The following is a 17,998-nucleotide window of genomic DNA, read 5'->3' on the forward strand; positions in this document are numbered from 1 at the left end:
TGGAAACGCCCGAACCGGGGTTCCGGCGGGCGCCGGTGCGGTGGGATCGGGAGTGTGGCCCGTGACGGATCAGGCGGTGGACACGGACGGCGAGCGGCTGTCGGAAGACCCTGTCGAGGAGAGTCGGTTCCTGGGCCGCAACCGGGAGTTGAAGGAGCTGCGCGCCGACATCGAGCGCGCGGGCCTGGACACCCTCTCCGGACGCAAGGCCCCTCGCGCGCGCGTGCTGCTCATCGCCGGCCGCCCCGGTTCGGGCCGCACCGCGCTCGCCGGGGAACTGGCCGCCCAGGTCGCGGACGACTACCCCGACGGCGTGCTGCGGGCCCGGCTGAGCGAACCGGACGGCACGCGCGTGCCGGTCGCGCGCATCGCCCGCGAACTCCTCACCGACCTGGACCGTCCCACCCCGCCCGGCGCCGGCGAGGACGACCTGACCGAGGCGCTGCGCACCGCCCTGGCCGACCGCCGGGTCCTGCTGCTGCTCGACGACGCCGCCGACGCCGAGCAGGTCGACGCCCTGCTGCCCGACGCCCCGGACTGCCTGGCCGTGGTGGTCGCCGAGGGGCCGCTCACCGGCATCAGCGACGTCCGCCCGTGCACGCTGGGCGGCCTCGACACCAAGTCGGCCATGGAACTGCTGTCCTGGTACACCGGCTCGGTCCGCATCACCGTCGATCCCCGGGCCGCCGAACAACTGGTCGAGGTCTGCCAGGCCCAGCCCGCCGCGCTCACCCTGGCCGGCGGCTGGCTCGCGGCCCGGCCCCAGGCGGCCGTCGCCGACCTGGCAAGACACGTGCACGCGGAGGGCGACGAGGGCACCGCGCTCAGCCGCGTCTTCCGCCTCGTCTACGCCTCACTGCCCGGCGCCGCCGCCCGGATGCTGCGCCTGCTCTCCCTCGCCCCGGCCGGCCTGGTCGACCCGCACACCGCCTCCGCGCTCGCCGGGTGCTCGGTGAACGGCGCCCGCACCACCCTCGACGACTTCGTCGGCCTCGGCCTGCTGCGCGCGGTCGGCTCCGCACCGCCCGGGTACGAGGTTCCCGCCTGCCTGCACGCCCGGCTGACCCGCCTCGCCGAGACCCAGGACCGGCCGGCCGAGCTGCAGCTGGCCCGCGCCCGGATGCTGGAGCGGACGGTGCGGCTGCTCCAGTCCTGCCGGGCGGTCACCGAGACGGACAGTCCGCAGGCCCGCGAGAAGCTCGTGGGCATGCCGCCCGACCTGCGTTTCCCCACCCCGAGGGCGGCCGCCGACTGGCTGCGCGCCCGGCGCCCGGCTCTGCTCGCCTCGGCCCGCCTCGCGGTCGCCGACGGGGAACTGGACACCCTGGCCCGCCGGCTCATGTCCCAGCTGGTCCGGGCCATGGTGGCGCACTTCGGCACCCAGGCCGCGGCCCCCGACCTGTACGGCATCCACCGCCTCGTGCTCGACGTCGCGGAGCGCCGCGAACTGCCCCGGGAGAAGGCCGCTGCCCTGCTGAACCTGGCCGACCTCGACGCCCGCACCGGCCGTACCGCCGAGGCCCTGGTGCGCTACCGGGCCGCCCTGGACGCCGGACGCGAGGCGAACGACCCGTACGCCACCGGCCGCGCGATGGAATCCGTGGGCGGTGCCCACCTGGAGCTCGGGGACTACGACCGGGCCGCCGACTGGTTCGGCCGGGCCCTGGCCCAGCGGCTGGCCCGCGACGAGCGCGCCGACGCCGCCCGGATCTACGGCCGCATCGCCACCGCCCACACCTACGCGGGCCGCTACGGCGAGGCGGTGCGCTCCTGGCGCGCGGCCGTCGCCGGGTACCGCAAGGGCGGGGACGTGGCCGCGCAGGCGCGGGCGCTGTCGGAGCTGGCCCGGGTCCAGGAGTATGCCGGACGGCCCGAGGAGTCGCTGCGCACCTGCCAGGAGGCCGTCGAGTGGGCCCGCCGGGCCGAGGACGTCCGGCTCCAGGCCGCCCTGCACCTGCGGCTCGCCGACACCCTCGACCGGCTCGGCGACCCCGTCGCGGCGGGCCTGGAGCGGAGCACCGCGGACCACATGTTGAAGGAAGATTCCGAAGACACCTGCGAAATCCGTAGCGCATCGTCTGAAGATTGATGCTTTGAAAGGCTGGACAGCTGGAACACCTTCATTAGACTGGCTCTGCCGCACGTTCTCCTGCGGTCTCTCCAGGTGTGCCCGCGCTTGAGCGGGTATGTCTTGTAATAGCCCATTCTCTGAGCCAAGGACCGTGATCCCCGTGAAGGTCGGCATCCCCCGCGAGGTCAAGAACAACGAGTTCCGGGTGGCCATCACCCCCGCCGGCGTGCACGAGCTGGTGCGCCACGGCCACCAGGTGGTCATCGAGCGCGAGGCCGGCGTCGGCTCCTCGATCCCGGACGCCGAGTACGTCGCCGCCGGTGCCCGGATCCTGGACACCGCCGACGAGGTCTGGGCCGCCGCCGACCTGGTGCTGAAGGTCAAGGAGCCGATCGCGGAGGAGTACCACCGCCTCCGCAAGGACCAGACGCTCTTCACCTACCTGCACCTGGCCGCGTCCAAGGAGTGCACGGACGCCCTCGTCGAGTCCGGCACCACCGCGATCGCCTACGAGACGGTCGAGCTGCCCAGCCGCGCCCTGCCGCTGCTGGCCCCGATGTCCGAGGTCGCGGGCCGGCTGGCCCCGCAGGTCGGCGCCTACCACCTGATGGCCTCCAACGGCGGCCGCGGTGTGCTGCCGGGCGGCGTGCCCGGCGTGACCCCGGCCAAGGCCGTCGTCATCGGCGGTGGCGTCTCCGGCTGGAACGCCACCCAGATCGCCGTCGGCATGGGCTTCGACGTGACCCTGCTCGACCGCGACATCAACAAGCTGCGCGAGGCCGACAGGATCTTCGGCACCAAGGTCAAGGCCGTCATGTCCAACTCCTTCGAACTGGAGAAGGCCGTCCTCGACGCGGACCTGGTCATCGGCGCGGTGCTCATCCCGGGCGCCAAGGCCCCGAAGCTGGTCACCAACGAGCTGGTCTCCCGGATGAAGCCCGGAAGTGTTCTTGTCGACATCGCGATCGACCAGGGCGGCTGCTTCGAGGACTCGCGCCCCACCACGCACGCCGAGCCGACCTTCCCGGTCCACAACTCGGTCTTCTACTGCGTGGCCAACATGCCGGGCGCGGTGTCCAACACCTCAACCAACGCCCTCACCAACGCCACGCTGCCGTACATCGTGGAGCTGGCCAACCGCGGCTGGGTCGAGGCGCTGCGCCGCGACCCCGCGCTGGCCCGGGGTCTCAACACGCATGACGGCAAGGTCGTTTACCGCGAGGTCGCCGACGCCCACGGCCTGGAGTACGTCGATCCGAGCACGCTGCTCGGCTAAGTCGGCAACCCGCAAAGGCGATACGTCAACAAGTGCCGTCAACCCCACACACCCGGCCGGACCTTGCCCGACAAGGTCCGGCCGGGTGTGTGTATGGTCACTTTGCGATTCTCGGTCAACTCGCCTCGAACGTAACGCTTCAACCGATTCGCGCACCGGTGAAACCTGCCGTGCGACGGCCGTACGCCCTTGACAGAGGGATGTTTCATTGCCGACACATCGGGCCGGGTCCGGCGGATTGTGTTGCTGCGGACGGCCGACACGCCATAGAGTCGCCGAACGTCGGCATGGTGCCACGCTGACCTGTCTAGAAGTTCCCTGGTCACCAAGGAGGTAAGACGACTTGTGAATGAGTCGACATTTACTCCCGGGGGTGGTCAACCAGGAATGCCTGCACGGGCCCACAGCCCGGGGCGTCTCGAGGCTGTCGGCTCCGTCGCCGTACGTACCTTCGAAGCCGCCCACCAGAGTCCGCAGGCAACTCTGACAGCACACATGAGTATGGATGGCCAACACGTGAACGCCATGGCCGGCGACGGAAGTGGCGCGCCCCGCAACCACTTCGCCGACTACGACGAACTGCCCGAGGGGCACTTCTACGACCCGGACGCGGAGTACGAGCCGGATCCCGAGTACGCCGCCACGCTCGCGCCCGACGCGGCCCGCCAGCGCCGTGAGCGCATCGGTCCGACCGGACGCCCGCTGCCGTACTTCCCGATCCCGGGCCCGCTGACCGATCACGGCCCCGCGAAGATCATCGCGATGTGCAACCAGAAGGGCGGCGTGGGCAAGACCACGTCGACCATCAACCTGGGCGCCGCGCTCGCCGAGTACGGACGCCGGGTGCTGCTCGTCGACTTCGACCCGCAGGGCGCGCTGTCGGTCGGGCTCGGCGTCAACCCGATGGAGCTGGACCTCACCGTCTACAACCTGCTCATGGAGCGGGGCATGGCGGCCGACGAGGTACTGCTGAAGACGGCGGTCCCCAACATGGACCTGCTGCCCAGCAACATCGACCTGTCGGCTGCCGAGGTGCAGCTGGTGAGCGAGGTCGCGCGCGAGTCCACGCTGCAGCGCGCGCTGAAGCCGCTGATGGACGACTACGACTACATCGTGATCGACTGCCAGCCCTCGCTCGGCCTGCTCACGGTCAACGCGCTGACCGCCGCGCACAAGGTGATCGTGCCGCTGGAGTGCGAGTTCTTCGCGCTGCGCGGTGTGGCCCTGCTGACCGAGACGATCGAGAAGGTCCAGGAGCGGCTCAACCCGGACCTGGAGCTCGACGGCATCCTCGCCACGATGTACGACTCGCGCACGGTGCACAGCCGTGAGGTGCTCGCGCGTGTCGTCGAGGCGTTCGACGACCACGTCTACCACACGGTCATCGGGCGCACCGTCCGCTTTCCGGAGACCACGGTCGCCGGTGAGCCGATCACCACGTACGCCTCCAACTCCGTCGGTGCCGCCGCCTACCGCCAGCTCGCCAGGGAGGTGCTCGCCCGGTGTCACGCCGAGTGAGTCTGCCGGGGGCCGACGAACTCTTCCGTACGACAGGGGGGATGGCGCTCCAGGCGTCCACCCCGCGGCGGCCGGCCAACGGCGAGGCACGCGTGCCGGCGCCGGCGGGGGAGAGCGACCAGGCCGCCGCCGAGGACGCGCCGCAGTCGGTGCCCGCGCAGGGCGGCGACGGCGAGGGCGCCGAGCACGCGGCGGCGGACGCGGAACCGGGCTCGGGCGGCGAGTCGCGCAGCCGGGGCGCGGAGCGCTCCGCACGGCCCTCCGTGCCGGGCGCAGGCGCGCAGGAAGGTTCTGCCACCGCCCAGCCCCGCAAGCGCGGCGGCAGGGCGGCCGCACGCCGTCCCAGCGGCCGTGAGCGCCACGACGAGAAGATCACCGTGTACGTCTCCGCCGAGGAGCTGATGGATCTGGAGCACGCCCGCCTGGTGCTCCGCGGTGAGCACGGCCTCGCCGTCGACCGGGGCCGCATCGTCCGCGAGGCGGTCGCCGTGGTCCTCGCCGACCTGGAGACCCGTGGGGACGCCAGCATCCTCGTACGACGGTTGCGCGGGCGGTAGCGGTAGCCTGCGGGGGCCATGACCTCGAACGACGCCTCCAGCTCCGGCCCCCGCGCCGGCCGTCGGCGCGCGCTCGGGCGGGAGCCCGGAGAAGCCTCTGGGCCGCCGGCGGGCTCCGAGGAGGAAGCACAGCCCCGCGCGGCGCCCGCACCGGTCGCCGTCGAGCCGCCGCCGGAGCCCCTGCCGGAAGCCGCGCCCTCCGAGGTCCCGCCGGAATCCGCGCCCGTCGAGGCTCTGCTTGCCGCCCCGGCCGCCCCGGCCGACGCCTCCCTCCCGCAGGGTCCGGAGACCGGGTCGTCGCCCCGCACGGCGCCCGGTGAGGCGGACGCCGCCGAGCCGGCACCGGAGCGCCTGCCGGAAGCCGCGCCCTCCGAGGTCCCGCCGGAATCCGCGCCCGTCGAGGCCTCGGCTCCCGCCCCGGCCGACGGTGACGCCGATGGTGTCTTCAAGGTTCGGCTCGCCAACTTCGAGGGGCCGTTCGATCTGCTTCTCCAGCTGATCTCCAAGCACAAGATGGACGTCACCGAGGTCGCGCTGTCCAAGGTGACCGACGAGTTCATGGCGCACATCCGGGCCATGGGGTCCGACTGGGACCTCGACGAGACCACCGAGTTCCTGGTGGTCGCAGCCACCCTGCTCGACCTGAAGGCGGCCCGGCTGCTGCCCGCCGCCGAGGTCGAGGACGAGGCCGACCTGGCACTTCTCGAGGCCCGAGACCTGCTCTTCGCGCGGCTGCTCCAGTACCGCGCGTACAAGCAGATCGCCGAGATCTTCAACGAGCGGCTGGAGTCCGAGGCCCGCCGCTACCCCCGTACCGTGGGCCTGGAACCCCACCACGCCGAGCTGCTGCCCGAGGTCGTCATCAGCATCGGCCCCGAGGGCTTCGCCAAGCTCGGCGTGAAGGCCATGCAGCCCAAGCCCAGGCCGCAGGTCTACGTCGAGCACATCCACGCGCCCCTGGTCAGCGTCCAGGAGCAGGCCCAGATCGTGGTGGCCCGGCTCCGGGAGCTGGGCGAGGCCAGCTTCCGCGTGCTGGTCCAGGACACCGCGGACACACTGACCGTCGTGGCCCGCTTCCTGGCCCTGCTGGAGCTGTACCGGGAGAAGGCCGTCGAGCTGGACCAGGAGACCGCGCTCGGCGACCTGCTGGTGCGCTGGACCGGCGGTGACGAGGACGCCGCACCGGTGGTGACCGACGAGTTCGACCGGCCGCCGGAGAAGACCGAGGAGGAGCGGAAGGCGTGAGTGAGCAGACCACGGAGGCCGTGCGCGCACCGGACGGCGTCGCCGACCTCGACCTCAAGCCCGCGCTCGAGGCCGTCCTCATGGTCGTCGACGAGCCCGCGACCGAGGAGCAGCTGGCGAAGATACTGCAACGCCCGCGGCGGCGCATCGCGGACGCCCTGCGGGAGCTGGCCGACGAGTACACCGTCCAGGGCCGCGGCTTCGAGCTGCGCCTGATCGCCGGCGGCTGGCGCTTCTACACCCGCCCCGAGTACGCCGCGGCCGTCGAGGGCTTCGTCCTGGACGGCCAGCACGCCCGCCTCACCCAGGCCGCGCTGGAGACCCTCGCCGTCGTCGCCTACCGCCAGCCGGTCAGCCGCAGCCGCGTCTCCGCGGTGCGCGGCGTGAACTGCGACGGTGTGATGCGCACCCTCCTGCAGCGGGGTCTGGTCGAGGAGGCGGGCACGGAACCCGAAACAGGTGCGATCCTGTACGTGACGACGAACTACTTCCTGGAGCGGATGGGCCTGCGCGGCCTGGACGAGCTCCCGGAGCTCGCGCCCTTCCTCCCGGAGGCGGCGGCGATCGAGGCCGAGACGCTGGAAGGGGTCCCGTCGTTCGATCCGGACGCCCCGGATTCCGAGGACGCAGACGACAAGACGGAACTTTGATGCGAAGCAGCAGCGGCAGGAACAGCAGCGGAAACAACGGCGGGAGCCGTGGTGGCAACAGCGGCGGCCGCGGCGGGAGCAGTGGTGGCCGCGGTAACTACCGCGGCGCCGGTAACAACCGCGACGACAAGCCGGGCGGCCGGCCGAAGAAGCCCCGCCCGGAGGAGCGCCGGTACGACGTGGGCCCCGGAGCCTCTCCCGAGGGCCCCAAGTCCGGGCGCGGCGGCGCGGCCCGCGGCGGCGCCAAGGGCGGCCCCAAGCGGCCACAGCAGCGTGGCCGCTCGGCTCCGGCCACGTCGCGCGAGTACGAGACGCGGGCCGAGGAGCGCAACCGCGAGCGGTACGCGGGCAAGAAGGACGTCAAGCTCCCGAAGACCTTCCCCGGCGCCGAGCAGGAGGGCGAGCGGCTGCAGAAGGTCCTCGCGCGCGCGGGCTACGGCTCCCGGCGTGCCTGCGAGGAGCTGATCGAGCAGGCCAGGGTCGAGATCAACGGCGAGATCGTGCTGGAGCAGGGCCGCCGCGTCGACCCGGAGAAGGACGAGGTCAAGGTCGACGGCCTGACCGTCGCCACGCAGTCGTACCAGTTCTTCTCGCTCAACAAGCCCGCCGGCGTCGTCTCCACCATGGAGGACCCGGAGGGCCGCCAGTGCCTCGGCGACTACGTCACCAACCGTGAGACCCGCCTCTTCCACGTGGGCCGGCTCGACACCGAGACCGAGGGTGTCATCCTGCTCACCAACCACGGCGAGCTGGCACACCGCCTGACCCACCCCCGGTACGGCGTGAAGAAGACCTACCTCGCGCACATCGTCGGCCCCATCCCGCGGGACCTCGGCAAGCGCCTCAAGGACGGCATCCAGCTGGAGGACGGGTACGCGCGCGCGGACCACTTCCGGGTCGTCGAGCAGACCGGCAAGAACTACCTGGTCGAGGTCACCCTGCACGAGGGCCGCAAGCACATCGTCCGCCGGATGCTGGCGGAGGCGGGATTCCCCGTCGACAAGCTGGTGCGCACCGCCTTCGGCCCGATCACGCTGGGCGACCAGAAGTCGGGCTGGCTGCGGCGGCTGTCCAACACCGAGGTCGGGATGCTGATGTCGGAGGTCGAGCTCTAGGCGGCCCCCGGGGTTGTCCCGACCGGCCCACTCTCTTTATAGTCCTAGTGACTATTAAAGGGGGTGGGCCGTTCTGCACGGCTACGACAAGCACGCCTTCGAGCCCTTCGCCGTCACCGTCGATCTCGCGGTCCTCACGCTGCGCGCGGGCGCCCTGCACGTGCTGCTCGTCGAGCGCGGCCAGGAGCCGTACGCGGGCCGGTGGGCGCTGCCCGGCGGCTTCCTGCTTCCGGACGAGTCGGCGGAGACGGCCGCCCGGCGCGAGCTGGCCGAGGAGACCGGCCTGGCGGACGTGACGGGGCTGCACCTGGAGCAGCTGCGGACCTACAGCGAACCCGGCCGCGACCCCCGGATGCGCGTCGTCTCCGTCGCCTTCGCCGCGCTGCTGCCCGACCCTCCCGAGCCGCACGCCGGCACGGACGCGGCCGAGGCCCGCTGGATGCCGTACGACCAGGCCCGCGGCCTCGCCTTCGACCACGACCGGATCCTGGCCGACGCCCGGGACCGCGTCGGCGGCAGGCTGGAGTACACCTGCCTGGCCACCGCCTTCTGCCCGCCCGAGTTCACGCTGGGCGAGCTGCAGCAGGTCTACGAGACCGTGTGGGGCGCTGCTCTGGACCGGCCCAACTTCCGCCGCAAGGTCCTCGCCACCCCGGGTTTCGTGGATCCCGTCCCCGGTGCCGCCCGGCTGACCGGCGGACGCGGCAAGCCCGCCGCGCTGTACCGCGCGGGCCGCGCCACCACCCTGCACCCGCCCCTGCTCCGCACCCCTCGGGAAGGACGCCCCGCATGACCACGAACACCGTCACCAAGCGCGCCGCCACCGGAGCGCTCACCGGCCTCGCCCTCGGCGACGCGCTGGGCTTCCCGACCGAGTTCAACGACGTCCCGGCGATCCTCGCCAAGTGCGGCCCCTGGCGGGCGATGACATTGCCGGACCCGGCGTTCGTCACCGACGACACGCAGATGACGCTTGCGCTGGGGAAGGGGCTGCGGACGGCCATGGACCGCGGGCTGCTCGGACCCAAGCGGATGGAACGGCCGGTGCGCGAGGAGTTCGTCGACTGGTACCAGTCGCCCGAGAACAACCGCGCCCCCGGCCGGACGTGCCTGGTCGCGTGCAATCTCCTGAAGAAGCCCGACCTTCCCTGGCAGGACGCCAGCCAGATCCACTCCAAGGGCTGCGGCGCCAACATGCGCGTCGCGCCCCTAGGCATCATCCCCGGTCTGAGCGACGAACAGCGCGCGGGCGCCGCCCAGTTGCAGTCCGCGCTCACCCACGGCCACCCCACCGCGCTCGCCGCCTCCGACCTGACCGCGCACGCCGTACGGCTGCTCGCGGAGGGAGCGGAGCCGACCGGACTGGTCGGGCTGCTGCGCTCGTACGCCTACGACAACCGGGGCCGCTACCACGAGCGCTGGCTCGGCGACCTGTGGACCCGCGCCCAGGACCCCACGCCGGAGCACTTCATCGCCCGCGGCTGGGACGAGTGCCTGGCGATCCTCGACCGTCTCCAGCAGGCCGTGCGCACCGCCTCGCCCGAGACCGACCCCTGCCTGTCCGTCGGCGAGGGCTGGATCGCGGAGGAGGCCATGGCGGCCGGGCTGCTCTGCTTCCTGCTCTTCGTCGACGAACCGCTGACCGCCCTGCGCCGCGGCGCCTGCACCTCGGGCGACTCCGACTCCATCGCCTGCCTCGCGGGCGCGTTCGCCGGCGCCCACCTGGGCGCCGACGCCTGGCCCACCGACTGGGCCGACCGCATCGAGTACCGGGGCGACCTGCTGTCCCTGGGCGCGCTCTGGGACGCTTGAGCCCATGATCGACGCCTTGGACATCGACCTGGCCCCGGTGGTGGCCGAACAGCCCTTCCCGGTGTTGTTCGCCACGGTCTCCGGCGCCCACCTCTACGGTTTCCCGTCCCGCGACTCGGACGTCGACCTGCGCGGCGTGCACCTGCTGCCCGCCGCCGACCTGGTGGGGCTGCGCGAGCCGGAGGAGACCCGGTCCCGGATGTGGGACCGGGAAGGCGTCGAGATGGACCTGGTCACACACGACCTGCGCAAGTTCGTACGGCTGATGCTCCGACGCAACGGCTACGTGCTCGAGCAGTTGCTGTCGCCGCTGGTCGTGCACACCACCGAGGCGCACCGGGAGCTGGCCGCGCTCGCCCCGGACGTGCTCACCAGCCATCACGCCCACCACTACCGGGGGTTCGCGCAGACCCAGTGGCGGCTGTTCGAGAAGACCGGCGAGCTGAAGCCGCTGCTCTACACCTTCCGGGTGCTGCTCACCGGCATCCACCTGATGCGGTCGGGCGAGGTCCAGCCCCATCTGCCCACCCTGGTCGGAGAGGTGGGCGCGGCCCCGGCGTACCTGCCCGACCTCGTCGCCGCCAAGACGGAGCGTGAGCACGGGGAGGCCGACGTCGGCCACGAGCGGGTGCGGGCCGACGTGGAGCGGCTGCACGGGGTGCTGGACGAGGCGCAGGCGGGGTCAGCGCTGCCCGGTGCCCCCGTCGGGTACGACGTCCTGCACGACTTCGTCGTGCGGGTTCGGCTGGAGGGCTGAGGCGTGGCGGGCCCGGACCAGGAAGTCCTCGACGCGGCGGCGGTCCGGTTCGGCGGGGAGCGGGGTGTGGCGGGCGGCCTCGTCGTTCTCGTCGGCCAGGCGGGTCATCCGGGTCTCCACCTCCGGCCAGGGGACCTCGCCGCGCTTCACGGCGAGCAGCGAATCACGCCGGTCGCCGACGTCGATGGTGAGTGCGCCCGTCCGCAGCAGGTCGAGGGCGGACTCAAGGAGGCGCAGGAGGTGCATGGCGTGCTTCCAGCGCGGGGCGCCGTGCGTGCGGACGTCGGCGTCCAGTTTGCGGCGCTGGCCCTGCGCGTAGCGGGTGAACGTCTCGTGGACGCGGCGGGAGAGGAACGCGTCGCGCAGGGACAGCAGTTCACGGCCCGTGGCGTCGGCGTACTCCACGAGCGGTGAGTGCAGGCACTCCAGGACGTTGGGGTTCGCGCGCAGGGCCAGCTCGCAGAAGCGCTCCAGCTCCCAGGAGAACTGCTCGTCGGCCGGACCGTCCACATGCGCCGGCGGCTTCTCGAAGCGCCAGAAGAGGGGCGTGGGGGCGAGGAAGACGCCCCGGCGGTCGGTGTCGCTGTCCTCCGTCGCCAGGCCGAAGGCGCGTGAACCCATGACACAGGCGTAGATCGTGTGGTCGCGCACCAGCAGCTCGGGGTCCATGCCGGGGAGCGTACGCGGGCGCCTCACGCCAGGCGGACCGAATTTCCCTCCACCGTGATCCGCTTCCCGGGCAGCGGTTCGGTCGCCGGCCCCTGCTCCACCGAGCCGTCCGCGACACTGAACCGGCTGTTGTGACAGGCGCAGTCGATGGTGCCGTCGCGCACGTCCGACACGATGCAGCCCTGATGGGTGCAGACCGCGGAGAACGCCTTGAAGTCACCCGGTTCCGGCTGGGTCACCACGATCTTCTGCTCCGCGAGGACCCTGCCGCCCCCCACCGGGATGCCGTCCGTCGTCGTCAGCTCCTGGCCCGGGGAGGTCTCGGCGCCCCCCGAGTCGCCGCCGCCGCAGCCGACGGCGAACGCCGCCGCGCCCGCCGAGACGAGGGCCGTACGACGCGTCGGGCCGTGATTCATGGGTCACTCCGGGAGGCGTGGGGGAGGAGATGCCGGTCGGGGCCAGCGTCTCAGGGGGCGGGCGCCCGGGGCCGGTACCCGGCGGGCTGACTAGGCTGGACGGACCAAGAACCGATACCCGCGTCAGCAACGTCAGCAAGGAGCATCGCCGTGGCGGTACGAGCGGTCCGGGGCGCCGTGCAACTGGAACGGGACGAGGCCGGGCACATGGACGAGCAGGTCGCCGCCCTGCTGACCGCCGTCATGGAGCGCAACGGCCTCTCCGCCGACAGCCTGATCAGCCTGTGGTTCACGGCCACCCCCGATCTGCACAGCGACTTCCCGGCCGCCGCCGCCCGCGGGCTCGGCATCACCGACGTGCCGCTGATCTGCGCCCAGGAGCTGGACGTCGAGGGCGCCATGCCCCGCGTCGTCCGGGTCCTCGCCCACATCGAGTCCGACCGGCCCCGCGCCGAGATCGCCCACGTCTACCTCGGCGCCGCCGCGGCCCTGCGCAAGGACATCGCCCAGTGAGAACCGCACTCGTCATCGGCACCGGCCTCATCGGCACCTCCGCCGCCCTCGCGCTGACCCAGCGCGGCGTCACCGTCCACCTCTTGGACCACGACCCCGAGCAGGCCCGCACCGCCACCGCGCTCGGCGCCGGCACCGACGAGGCGCCCGAGGGCCCGGTCGACCTGGCGATCGTCGCGGCCCCGCCCGCCCTGGTGGCCGACGTCCTCGCCGACGCCATGGGACGCGGCGCCGCCCGCGGGTACATCGACGTGGCCAGCGTCAAGGGCGGCCCCCGGCGGGAGCTGGAGGCCCGCGGCCTCGACCTGTCGTCGTACATCGGCACGCACCCCATGTCGGGCCGCGAGAAGTCCGGCCCGCTGGCCGCGACCGGCGACCTCTTCGAGGGCCGCCCCTGGGTGCTGACCCCGACCCGGGACACCGACACCGAGGTGCTGAACCTCGCCCTGGAGCTGATCTCGCACTGCCGCGCGGTGCCGGTGGTGATGGACGCGGACGCCCACGACCGCGCCGTGGCCCTCGTCTCACACATGCCGCACCTGGTCTCCAGCATGGTCGCCGCCCGCCTGGAGCACGCCGAGGAGGCCGCCGTACGGCTGTGCGGCCAGGGCATCCGCGACGTCACCCGGATCGCCGCCTCCGACCCCCGGATGTGGATCGACATCCTCTCCGCGAACCCGGGACCGGTCGCCGACCTGCTCACCGACGTCGCCGCCGACCTGGAGGAGACCGTACGGGCCCTGCGCGCCCTGCAGTCCTCCGACGAGGACAAGCGCCTGGAGGGCGGCACCGGTATCGCCTCGGTGCTGCGGCGCGGCAACGCCGGACAGGTCCGCGTCCCCGGCAAGCACGGCTCCGCCCCGCGGGCCTACGAGACCGTGGCCGTCCTCATCGACGACCAGCCCGGCCAGCTGGCCCGCATCTTCGCGGACGCGGGGGTGGCCGGCGTCAACATCGAGGACGTGCGCATCGAGCACGCGACCGGCCAGCAGGCGGGTCTGGTGCAGCTCATGGTGGAGCCGAGGGCGGCCGCCGTCCTCACGGCGGCACTCAAGGACCGGGGCTGGGCCATCCGGCAGTGATCCGGTAGCTCGTACGGCTGTAAGAGGGGCTCCGGGGACCCAGTAACCTTGTGCGGGACGCGCTCGCGTCCCGCACACCACCCACCGCACCGCACCAGGAAGGTGTCCCCTCGTGGAAAACGGCGCCGCCCCGACCGTCCCGGCCGTGATTGTCGCCATCGACGGCCCCTCCGGCACGGGCAAGTCGAGCACGTCGAAGGCCGTGGCCGCCCAGCTCGGCCTGAGCTACCTGGACACCGGTGCGCAGTACCGGGCGATCACGTGGTGGATGGTGACCAACGGCATCGACACCGACGACCCGCACGCGATCGCCGCCGCGGCCGGCAAGCCCGAGATCGTCTCCGGCACCGACCCGCTGGGCCCGGCCATCACCGTCGACGGCGTGGACGTCTCCGGCCCGATCCGCACCCAGGAGGTCACCTCCAAGGTCAGCGCGGTCAGCGCCGTCCCCGAGGTGCGGACCCGGATCACCGAGCTGCAGCGCTCCATCGCCGCCGCCGCGCCGCTCGGCATCGTCGTCGAGGGCCGCGACATCGGCACGACCGTGCTGCCGGACGCCGACCTGAAGATCTTCCTCACCGCCTCCGCCGAGGCCCGCGCCGCCCGCCGCAGCGGTGAGCTGAAGGGCGCCGACGTCAACGCCACCCGCGAGGCCCTGATCAAGCGGGACGCGGCCGACTCCACCCGGAAGACCTCCCCGCTGGCCAAGGCCGGCGACGCGGTCGAGGTGGACACCACCGCCCTCACCCTGCCGCAGGTCATCGAGTGTGTCGTCACCCTCGTCGAGGAGAAGCGGGCGGGGAAGTGACCGAGGTCCCTTCGGCGCGGGGCGCCGAGGTCGGGCGGCGCATCGGCGTCGGCCTGATGTACGGGCTGTGGAAGCCGCGCGTGCTGGGCGCCTGGCGGGTCCCCGCCCGCGGCCCGGTGATCTACGCCGTCAACCACTCGCACAACATCGACGGCCCGATGGTCATGGGCGTGGCGCCCAGGCCGACGCACTTCCTGATCAAGAAGGAGGCGTTCATCGGCCCGCTCGGACGCTTCCTGACCGGCATCGGCCAGCTCAAGGTGGACCGCCACTCCACCGACCGCGCGGCCATCGCGCAGGCGCTCGGCGTGCTGGAGAACGGCGGCGTGCTGGGCATCTTCCCGGAGGGCACGCGGGGTGTCGGCGACTTCGCCTCGCTGCGCGCCGGGCTCGCCTACTTCGCGCTCCGCAGCGGCGCCCCGATCGTCCCGGTCGCGGTGCTGGGAAGTACCGACCGTCCCGGACGGTTGATAAAGGCGCTGCCTCCCCTGCGCGCGCGGGTCGACGTCGTCTTCGGCGACCCGTTCGACGCGGGAGACGGCAGCGGACGCCGCACCCGCAAGGCGCTGGACGAGGCCACCGAACGCATCCAGAAGCAGCTGACCGCGCACCTGGAGAATGCCAGGCGGCTCACCACCCGCTAGGCGACACTTGAGTAGTGGATCACCCAGCACAGGGGTGTTCCACCGATCACCACGATGAACGAGGTACGGACTTCATGAACGACCACATCCACTCCGAGGGCTCGGGCGAGGAGCACGACCACGGGGCGCTCGGCGACGCCGAGTACGCGCAGTTCATGGAGCTGGCCACCGACGAGGGCTTCGACGTCGAGGAGGTCGAGGGCGCGATCGAGGAGGCCGGGCACGGCCCGCTCCCCGTCCTCGCCGTCGTCGGCCGCCCCAATGTCGGCAAGTCGACCCTGGTGAACCGCATCATCGGCCGCCGCGAGGCCGTCGTCGAGGACAAGCCGGGCGTCACCCGGGACCGCGTCACCTACGAGGCCGAGTGGGCCGGCCGCCGCTTCAAGGTCGTCGACACCGGCGGCTGGGAGCAGGACGTCCTCGGCATCGACGCCTCCGTGGCCGCGCAGGCCGAGTACGCCATCGAGGCCGCCGACGCGGTCGTCTTCGTCGTGGACGCCAAGGTCGGCGCCACCGACACCGACGAGGCGGTCGTACGGCTGCTGCGCAAGGCCGGCAAGCCCGTCGTGCTGTGCGCCAACAAGGTGGACGGCCCGAGCGGCGAGGCCGACGCCGCCTACCTGTGGTCGCTGGGCCTGGGCGAGCCGCACCCCGTCTCGGCGCTGCACGGCCGGGGCACCGGCGACATGCTGGACCAGGTCCTGGAAGCCCTCCCCGAGGCGCCCCGCGAGTCCTTCGGCGGCGTCATCGGCGGCCCCCGGCGCATCGCCCTGATCGGCCGCCCGAACGTCGGCAAGTCCTCCCTGCTGAACAAGGTGGCCGGCGAGGAGCGCGTCGTCGTCAACGAACTGGCCGGCACCACCCGCGACCCGGTCGACGAGCTGATCGAACTCGGGGGCGTGACCTGGAAGTTCGTCGACACCGCGGGCATCCGCAAGCGCGTCCACCTCCAGCAGGGCGCCGACTACTACGCCTCGCTGCGCACCGCCGCCGCCGTCGAGAAGGCGGAGGTCGCCGTCATCCTCATCGACGCCTCCGAGTCGATCTCGGTCCAGGACCAGCGGATCGTCACCATGGCCGTCGAGGCGGGCCGCGCGGTCGTCGTCGCCTACAACAAGTGGGACACCCTCGACGAGGAGCGCCGCTACTACCTGGAGCGGGAGATCGAGACCGAGCTGGGCCAGGTGGCGTGGGCGCCCCGGGTCAACGTCTCGGCGCAGACCGGCCGCCACATGGAGAAGCTGGTCCCCGCCATCGAGACCGCGCTGGCCGGCTGGGAGACCCGCGTCCCCACGGGCCGGCTGAACGCCTTCCTCGGCGAGCTGGTCGCCTCCCACCCGCACCCGGTGCGCGGCGGCAAGCAGCCCCGCATCCTCTTCGGCACGCAGGCCGGCACCAAGCCGCCGCGGTTCGTGCTCTTCGCCTCCGGCTTCATCGAGGCGGGCTACCGGCGCTTCATCGAGCGCCGGCTGCGCGAGCAGTTCGGCTTCGACGGGACGCCGATCCATATCTCGGTGCGGGTGCGCGAGAAGCGCGGCGCGAAGAAGAAGTAGCGGTCACAGGACGCGAGAGAGGGAGACCCCCGGCCGGGGGTCTCCCTCTCTCGCGTCCTGCTGGTGGCCGTCAGGCACCCCTGCGCGGGGCCGGTGGCAGCGCCGCGGGGACGTGCGTCCCGACCCGCTGCCACACCGACTGCTGGCCGACGCGGGCGCTCTGGGCCCCCGCGCTGTAGGCGCTGTACGAGCCTCTGCCGCACGGGATGCTCCGGAAGGCGGTGAACCCCAGCTCCTCCTCACCGCTGCGATCGCCCGGCAGCGATCGGAAGGACCTGACGTACTCGGCGTAGAGCGCGTCGTAGATCGGCGTGGCCGAGGGGCCGCCATGGCGGTGGAAGGCGTCGTATGCGTACACGTATGTCCAAACGACCTCACGCTGGAAGGGATGCGGCCCAGGTGGCGGCCGCCCGGCACCCGCGTGAATCTCCGGTCAGGTTCCCGCCAGCGGCAGCGCCGCCGCCACCAGCTGTCCACCCGCCGCCGCCTTGTCCAGCGCGTCCCGCAGCAGGTCCTCGCGCGGCTGCCGGCCGATCGAGCCCACCGGCGCCGCGAACATCAGTACCTGCTGGTGCTTGTTGGCCGCCGTACGCCAGCCCTCGGTGACCTGGAGGGGCTGGTGCGCCTGCCACCAGGCCACCGGCCGGCCGCCGTCCGTGCCGGGCTGCAGCACCGCGTGCAGCTGGCCCATCGCGAGCAGCACCGACCAGCCGTGCAGCACGGAGGGCGTGGCGGCCAGCTCGGTGACCGGCATGAAGCCCTGTTCGATCAGCAGCGGCAGGAAGTCGTCCCCGGCGCCGGCCGTGCCGGGCCGCGCGATCGGCGCGGTCGGCTCCACCACGAGCGCCGGGTGCAGCTCCCCGGCGATCAGGACCAGGCCGCTGGTCACGCCGAGCACCGCCTGCTCGGGGGCCTGCTGGGGCGGGGCGGGCCGCTGCCGCTCGGGCCGGGCGGCCTGGTCCGCGTTGATGGACCGCACGGCACCCTGGAGCTGCTCCTCGGTGACCTTGACGACCTGCGAGGGCAGGCAGCCGGCGTGGGCGAAGGCGAGGACCGCCGTCTCGTCGCCGATGAAGAGAACGGTGCTGGTGCGCTCCTGCTCGCAGTCGCCCGGGGTGCGACAGGACGTGCAGTCGTAGCTGCCCGGGGCGGACTCCCCGGCGAGCAGGCGGTCGGCTTCTTCGTCGCCGATCTCGGCGCGTACGTCGTCGCTGACGTCGAGCATGCGCGGCACGGGGGGCTCCCTCGGGATGCGGTGCGTGACCGGACCGGGTGGCTCCTGGTCCGTGGTCCGGGCGGGTCCCCGGCTCAT

General features: G+C 72.6%; 19 protein-coding genes. 15 read left to right on the top strand and 4 right to left on the bottom strand.

Annotation, left to right across the window (positions count from 1 at the left end; all coding sequences use genetic code 11):
* Window positions 1-61 precede the first annotated feature (61 nt).
* The 10 genes from DMH12_RS07620 (at window position 62) to DMH12_RS07665 (ending at window position 11,001) form a co-directional block, all read left to right on the top strand.
* Window positions 62-2,089, top strand: a complete 2,028-nt coding sequence (locus DMH12_RS07620) for a tetratricopeptide repeat protein (protein WP_185832193.1) — start codon at window positions 62-64, stop codon at window positions 2,087-2,089.
* 142 nt (window positions 2,090-2,231) lie between these two features.
* Entirely contained in the window at window positions 2,232-3,347 is a 1,116-nt protein-coding gene (gene ald / locus DMH12_RS07625) for an alanine dehydrogenase (protein WP_125490790.1), read from the top strand.
* Between the two features lie 387 nt (window positions 3,348-3,734).
* Window positions 3,735-4,865 carry a ParA family protein gene (locus tag DMH12_RS07630; RefSeq protein WP_161328082.1) on the top strand — a complete coding sequence of 377 codons (1,131 nt, stop codon included), beginning with the start codon at window positions 3,735-3,737 and terminating at the stop codon, window positions 4,863-4,865.
* A gap of 41 nt (window positions 4,866-4,906) precedes the next feature.
* Window positions 4,907-5,422, top strand: coding sequence for a hypothetical protein (locus DMH12_RS07635; RefSeq protein WP_260474138.1), 516 nt, complete (start codon window positions 4,907-4,909; stop codon window positions 5,420-5,422).
* Between the two features lie 18 nt (window positions 5,423-5,440).
* Window positions 5,441-6,667, top strand: a complete 1,227-nt coding sequence (locus DMH12_RS38975) for a ScpA family protein (protein ID WP_185832194.1) — start codon at window positions 5,441-5,443, stop codon at window positions 6,665-6,667.
* Complete coding sequence (gene scpB / locus DMH12_RS07645; protein ID WP_125490791.1) at window positions 6,664-7,317, top strand: SMC-Scp complex subunit ScpB; 654 nt, start codon at window positions 6,664-6,666, stop codon at window positions 7,315-7,317. Before DMH12_RS38975 ends, scpB begins: the two co-directional genes overlap by 4 nt.
* Complete coding sequence (locus tag DMH12_RS07650; RefSeq protein WP_125490792.1) at window positions 7,317-8,432, top strand: pseudouridine synthase; 1,116 nt, start codon at window positions 7,317-7,319, stop codon at window positions 8,430-8,432. Before scpB ends, DMH12_RS07650 begins: the two co-directional genes overlap by 1 nt.
* Window positions 8,433-8,505: 73 nt before the next feature.
* Entirely contained in the window at window positions 8,506-9,225 is a 720-nt protein-coding gene (locus tag DMH12_RS07655) for an NUDIX domain-containing protein (RefSeq protein WP_125490793.1), read from the top strand.
* Complete coding sequence (locus DMH12_RS07660) at window positions 9,222-10,244, top strand: ADP-ribosylglycohydrolase family protein (protein WP_125490794.1); 1,023 nt, start codon at window positions 9,222-9,224, stop codon at window positions 10,242-10,244. The genes DMH12_RS07655 and DMH12_RS07660 overlap by 4 nt, the downstream gene beginning before the upstream one ends.
* Before the next feature lie 4 nt (window positions 10,245-10,248).
* The gene (locus DMH12_RS07665) at window positions 10,249-11,001 is read left to right on the top strand and encodes a nucleotidyltransferase domain-containing protein (protein ID WP_125490795.1); all 753 of its coding nucleotides are present in this window, start codon (window positions 10,249-10,251) and stop codon (window positions 10,999-11,001) included.
* Here DMH12_RS07665 and DMH12_RS07670 read toward each other — a convergent pair.
* Both DMH12_RS07670 and DMH12_RS07675 read right to left on the bottom strand, forming a co-directional pair.
* Window positions 10,927-11,670: a DNA polymerase beta superfamily protein gene (locus tag DMH12_RS07670; protein ID WP_125490796.1), complete on the bottom strand. Its 744-nt coding sequence runs from the start codon at window positions 11,668-11,670 to the stop codon at window positions 10,927-10,929. The genes DMH12_RS07665 and DMH12_RS07670 overlap by 75 nt on opposite strands.
* Window positions 11,671-11,693: 23 nt before the next feature.
* On the bottom strand, window positions 11,694-12,086 hold the full coding sequence (locus DMH12_RS07675; RefSeq protein ID WP_125490797.1) for a Rieske (2Fe-2S) protein: 393 nt from the start codon (window positions 12,084-12,086) through the stop codon (window positions 11,694-11,696).
* A 150-nt stretch (window positions 12,087-12,236) separates the two neighbouring features.
* Between DMH12_RS07675 and aroH the strand changes: the two genes are divergently transcribed.
* The 5 genes from aroH (at window position 12,237) to der (ending at window position 16,686) form a co-directional block, all read left to right on the top strand.
* A complete protein-coding gene (gene aroH / locus DMH12_RS07680; protein WP_125490798.1) occupies window positions 12,237-12,599 on the top strand; it encodes a chorismate mutase in 363 nt (120 codons plus the stop codon).
* Window positions 12,596-13,681: a prephenate dehydrogenase gene (locus DMH12_RS07685; RefSeq protein ID WP_125490799.1), complete on the top strand. Its 1,086-nt coding sequence runs from the start codon at window positions 12,596-12,598 to the stop codon at window positions 13,679-13,681. The genes aroH and DMH12_RS07685 overlap by 4 nt, the downstream gene beginning before the upstream one ends.
* A 112-nt stretch (window positions 13,682-13,793) precedes the next feature.
* Window positions 13,794-14,489 carry a (d)CMP kinase gene (gene cmk, locus DMH12_RS07690; RefSeq protein ID WP_125490800.1) on the top strand — a complete coding sequence of 232 codons (696 nt, stop codon included), beginning with the start codon at window positions 13,794-13,796 and terminating at the stop codon, window positions 14,487-14,489.
* Entirely contained in the window at window positions 14,486-15,133 is a 648-nt protein-coding gene (locus DMH12_RS07695; protein WP_125490801.1) for a 1-acyl-sn-glycerol-3-phosphate acyltransferase, read from the top strand. Before cmk ends, DMH12_RS07695 begins: the two co-directional genes overlap by 4 nt.
* 74 nt (window positions 15,134-15,207) lie before the next feature.
* Window positions 15,208-16,686: a ribosome biogenesis GTPase Der gene (gene der / locus DMH12_RS07700; protein WP_122617419.1), complete on the top strand. Its 1,479-nt coding sequence runs from the start codon at window positions 15,208-15,210 to the stop codon at window positions 16,684-16,686.
* 70 nt (window positions 16,687-16,756) lie between these two features.
* On the opposite strand, the gene DMH12_RS07705 is transcribed toward der, so the two are convergent.
* Together DMH12_RS07705 and DMH12_RS07710 are read right to left on the bottom strand one after the other, a co-directional pair.
* Entirely contained in the window at window positions 16,757-17,044 is a 288-nt protein-coding gene (locus DMH12_RS07705; RefSeq protein WP_125490802.1) for a hypothetical protein, read from the bottom strand.
* A 75-nt stretch (window positions 17,045-17,119) separates the two neighbouring features.
* Window positions 17,120-17,920, bottom strand: a complete 801-nt coding sequence (locus tag DMH12_RS07710; protein WP_125490803.1) for a hypothetical protein — start codon at window positions 17,918-17,920, stop codon at window positions 17,120-17,122.
* Window positions 17,921-17,998: the final 78 nt, after the last annotated feature.

The organism is Streptomyces sp. WAC 04229, from assembly GCF_003947455.1.
In the GTDB taxonomy this organism is placed as follows: domain Bacteria; phylum Actinomycetota; class Actinomycetes; order Streptomycetales; family Streptomycetaceae; genus Streptomyces.